The sequence below is a fragment of the Wolbachia endosymbiont of Drosophila bicornuta genome (assembly GCF_028982105.1).
Lineage (GTDB): Bacteria > Pseudomonadota > Alphaproteobacteria > Rickettsiales > Anaplasmataceae > Wolbachia > Wolbachia pipientis.
In genome coordinates, this window is sequence record NZ_JAPQLF010000032.1 from 1 (window position 1) to 3323 (window position 3323).

Annotated in this window: 3 protein-coding genes; 2 read left to right on the top strand and 1 reads right to left on the bottom strand. The window is 36.3% G+C overall.

The features are described from left to right. Nucleotides 1–235: 235 nt before the first annotated feature. Nucleotides 236–2257 (bottom strand): ATP-dependent DNA helicase RecG, encoded by a 2022-nt coding sequence (gene recG, locus OZD68_RS00280; RefSeq protein WP_182309152.1) that lies wholly within the window; start codon nt 2255–2257, stop codon nt 236–238. 296 nt (nt 2258–2553) lie between these two features. Here recG and OZD68_RS00285 point away from each other — a divergent pair, with 296 nt between their 5' ends. Both OZD68_RS00285 and OZD68_RS00290 read left to right on the top strand, forming a co-directional pair. Next, entirely contained in the window at nt 2554–2706 is a 153-nt protein-coding gene (locus OZD68_RS00285) for a hypothetical protein (RefSeq protein ID WP_182309151.1), read from the top strand. A 98-nt stretch (nt 2707–2804) separates the two neighbouring features. Further along, complete coding sequence (locus OZD68_RS00290) at nt 2805–3260, top strand: hypothetical protein (RefSeq protein ID WP_182309150.1); 456 nt, start codon at nt 2805–2807, stop codon at nt 3258–3260. The last annotated feature ends 63 nt before the right edge of the window (nt 3261–3323 follow it).

The following is a 3323-nucleotide window of genomic DNA, read 5'->3' on the forward strand; positions in this document are numbered from 1 at the left end:
TATAAGCGCGTTCAGCTTATTTAGATAAAAATCTAGATGTAGATGAAGTTTTGTAAAGACATACAGTATCCATATACTGCAAAAAATTGAACATAAGACGCCGATACATTAAGTAATCCTTACCTTTTAATCTGCAGATTGGCGAAAGCAAATACAATAGCTTCAGTTTCATGATAAGGGGGCTGGCGAGGTTTGTCAAGGAAGTTTTTTCGTTTCTGCGGGCTACCTGGTTTTCCTACTGAAATTTTGAAAAATGTAATCCACTCCTATATTCAAATATATCAAGCAGTAATTCAAAATCAGCCATTGCGCCTTTTGCGTTATTATACGCGAGATTGAGCAGCTCTTTGTCCTGATATAAATCAGCAAATTTAAATTCCATACATCCTGATTGTTTTGTGCCTAAAATATCTCCACTGCCTCTTAGCATCATATCCCTTTCAGCAATGTAAAATCCATCTTGTGACTCACACATGATCTTTAACTTTGAAGATGAGCTTTTACTTAAATTATCGTATAATAATACGCAAAAAGATGGCTTGTTTCCTCGCCCTACTCTGCCTCTTAACTGATGCAATTGTGATAACCCAAATTGCTCTGCATTTTCTATAATCATGATGGTTGCATCTGGCACATCTATGCCAACTTCTATCACAGTGGTTGCAACAAGCAGAGAAAATTCATTCCTTTTGAAGGAAAACATAACTTGATCTTTCTGCTCCTGAGTCAATTTTCCGTGTATTATCCCGACTTTATCAAGAAATGTTTTTTGTAATTCCTGAAAACGCATCTCTGCTGCAGCAATATTGGTCTCTTCGTTTTCTTCTATATATGGACAAATCCAATATGCTTTTTCGCCCCTGTTTATAGCACCTTTTAGCTTTTCAATAACATCTGGCACCCTACTAATGTTCATAGTTACAGTTTTTATTGGCAATCTGGATTTTGGTTTTTCTTTCAAAATTGAACATTCAACGTCACCATACATAGCTTGCTGCAAAGTTCTTGGAATGGGAGTTGCAGTAACGAAAAGTATATCGGCATTTTCTCCTTTTCCTACCAAGCGATTTCTCTGCATCACTCCAAATCGCTGTTGCTCGTCTATGACTGCAAGCCCTAAATTTTTAAATGTAACGTTAGCTTGAAATAGTGCATGAGTGCCAATCACTATATTTAAAACACCACTTGCAAGTTCGTTCATGATAATCTTTCTTTCCTTGCGCGAAGTTTTACCAGTAAGCAGCGCAACTTTTATATCGGTACAGGATAAAACTTCCTCAATCCAATTATAATGTTGCTCCGCCAAGATAGTAGTCGGTGCCATTAGAGCTGCCTGCATGTTGTTTTCTACCACATTTATCATTGCAAAAAGTGCAACTACGGTTTTGCCACTACCAACATCACCTTGCAGCAAGCTTATCATGCGATACTTGGATTTTTGTCTCTCTGAGATCTCATCTATTACACGAGTTTGATCATTTGTTAATTGAAACGACAATTCATTCAAAACTTGCTCTTTATATTTACTCAATATTATAAATTCTCTTCCCCTTTCTTTCACATGATTTTTTCTTGCAAGTTTCAGCGCTAGCTGATACGCAAACAATTCATCATAAGCAAGCCTTTTTCTACAAACCTCAGCTTCCACCAATGAGCTTGGTCTGTGCAACTTTATGATGCTTTCCCTCCAACTTAACCATTTTTTTTGCTTGATTAATGTATCATCTATCCACTCTGGTAAATCAGGCAATTCCTTTAGATTAGAGCTTATTATGTTCCCAATGCGCTTATTGGTAATGCCACGGCATAATTGGTAAACTGGCTCTATGCAAGCTATTTCTTTAAATTGGTTGATGTCAAGCGACACGTAATCTGGATGAGTAATTTGCCAATGTTCAGCAAATTTTTCGAGTTTGCCACTGATGATCACATTCGCTCCAATTGGAAATAGTTTATATAAATACTTAACTGAGTAATTAAAAAAGACTATGAATATATACTGACTCTCACTTTCAACGACTATTTTATATGGTCTACCTCTAAAAGTGGGCGACTGATGTTCATAAACTTTTGCAATGAAAGTTGTAAATTCTCCAACTCGAGCATCAGATAGTAACTTGCTTCTATCCACATAACTAAGTGGCTTATAAAACAGCAGATCCACCACCTTGTCCCCACCACAAAGTTTAGGTAATATTGCGGAATGAAACTTAGGTATATTCTCCAGCCTGCTATTTAGAAAAATCTGATTGCTCATTGAGATTCATACATGTGTAAAACTGTTATAGAGCCTTTTTAAAATCTTGTCACCTTATGGTCAGGTATGCACTATAGCTAGCACAGCTCTCTAACGTCATACCGCGATTCATTCGCGGTATCTCAGCCGCTAACACGTAACGGAATGACGAATTTGTTGTTTTTAAAATCGTCGGTAAGCCTAAGTTACCCCTAACTATATTTGCTATCATAGGGCTTATAGTAGGTATTTTATTAACTTATTAATCATTTTTATGTATTATTATACTATCAGCAGTCTATATCAAGGTATTCATAATGAGTAGCTCTATATCAGAAGAAAAGGAAAATCCAGTAGTTATAGCTATTTTTACAATAATCCGAACAGATCATAATATGCTACTGCTCTACCATAGCCATAAGCACATATCTTATCCTATTCGGACTATTGCGAGAAGTGCTATACATTAAGAACTCAAGCAGAAAAGTTTGGTTTTAGCAAGTTAAGAGCTGGTAAAGACAATGCTGAAGCGAATTCTGGTAATACAGCGTTCTTAGATTTTCAGAGAATGGATTTTGTTATTAACGGCAAAAGTATAAGTAGAGATTTGATTGCCGAGCTATACAAAGAACATGATAGTTTACTGCCAAAAAGTGAAGGTAAAAATGAAGACTACCGCCCATTTGCAAGAAAAGTTTTTAAGGAGATGTTCAAATACGCTAAGGCAGAAGTTCCAAGTGACTCTATCTTGGAAGAATTAGTTATCAATTGTAATCAAGCAGGATATGAAGCTGGTGTACATATAGAGTTTCAAGGTGCACTTAGCCAGCATTCATTCATAATAGAAAGCCCTGAAAAAGTAATAAGTATTGACTGTGTTAGCCAAAATAATGTGAGTGTTAAATCTGATATGACATTACCAATATTTTTCCAAAGGAGTGACGGTACATTCGGTGACAAGGTGTGTGATCTATCCAGCTCACTAGAATTCACGCTTAAGTCTCAAGATGATAAAAATGTATAGCATTTCTCATAATAGTCCGAACAGGTCATAGGAAGGCAGAATCAACAGCACGACGAAAGGATT